The following is a 1,257-nucleotide window of genomic DNA, read 5'->3' as shown; positions in this document are numbered from 1 at the left end:
TCCCCGCCTTCAGCTCGTTGCCTAAGGCGAAAGATGCGGAATATTACTCCGCGACAGTCAGAACATCCGACCGTTTCCGCTGTCCATTTTGTCTCCGGGATTCACACCTATGCCCTTACGGGTTTGGACGGAGGTGCGCCTCTGGAAGCCCTGAAGGTCTCGTTCTTGAGAGCTCACGCCGATGATCGGCAATCTGAGGCCGCGTCTGAGTCCGAGGTTCATGTCACGGCTTACATGGCATTAATGCTGCGGCAGACGATGGGCTGGTTGATCCGAAAGCTTTCCAAGTCCCTAAAGTACAAGGCGCTTGAGGTGTCTGCAAATTTCGGGTTCCCAGCTGAGCGGGTTGACAGCAATTTGACTGGGCGCCGGTTCAGGATTTGCTGTCAGGCAGCAATCGATCTGGCGTTGTCCGACAAAGAAATCTCGAACAAGAATGTCAGTCAGGCTCTCGGCGCTGCAACCAATGGGAAGCAAATTCATCAAACACGTGTTGTTCCCGAATTTATCGGTGCTGTCGTTGGTTTCTTCAATTCCAGTAGGCGCAAGAATGGACAGTACATTCTATGCGATTTCGGCGGTCTAACGTGCGACTGTGTTTGCTTCGGATTCTATGCCCGAGACGACGGAAGCTCAGTCATCAGTATCTATGGTGCACGGGTCCAGAGTTTTGGCTCCGAGGTGGTGGATGTCGCATTGAGCCAAGGCGTGAATCCGGATTGGATTACCGCAGCGATGGGGAGTTTTGTCGCGGAACCAATCAAGGATGCGCGCCATCGCACGGGCCCAAATTCCGAGGTATGGGGCGGTGAGATGCCCTTGTTCCGCATTGGCGGTGGGCGCCATAACGGAGCTTACCAAGATATGTTTTCCTGGACCGAACAGAGTCTGCAAGATTCGATTTTTCGGACAAGGTTCCATGAAGCGCCGCTCGACCTAGAGCAGCATGGAAGCATCGACGTATCCGAGTCCCATGGTCGCAACAATGGTCGATTGCTTGTTGCTTTAGGCCTGTCCTGGTCCATCTACGACATGCCGGACTGGCTCACACCGGGTCAGATCAAACCCTTCGAAGAACCATCTCGGAGCCTTGATTTTGAGGCGCGTTTCATCGGTCCGGAGCAGATGTGATGGCTTTGACAAAGGAAGTTGTGTCAATCCCGGCGCAAAGTTGGTCGGCGTAGCGGCGGAATAGTCCCCAACGGTTGGGACTATCGCGCGTCTTGACGCGTGTGCTCCCCACAAAGCTGACGCGCG

General features: G+C 54.5%; 1 protein-coding gene. It reads left to right on the top strand.

Going from position 1 to position 1,257, the window contains the following annotated elements:
• The first annotated feature begins 234 nt into the window (after positions 1-234).
• Positions 235-1,131: a hypothetical protein gene (locus tag R5H32_RS20890; RefSeq protein ID WP_318340562.1), complete on the top strand. Its 897-nt coding sequence runs from the start codon at positions 235-237 to the stop codon at positions 1,129-1,131.
• Positions 1,132-1,257: the final 126 nt, after the last annotated feature.

It is taken from the genome of Defluviimonas sp. D31, assembly GCF_033436765.1.
Taxonomy (GTDB): domain Bacteria; phylum Pseudomonadota; class Alphaproteobacteria; order Rhodobacterales; family Rhodobacteraceae; genus Albidovulum.
Note: the sequence above shows the minus strand (reverse complement) of the source record. Positions and strands in the feature narration are given on the sequence as shown.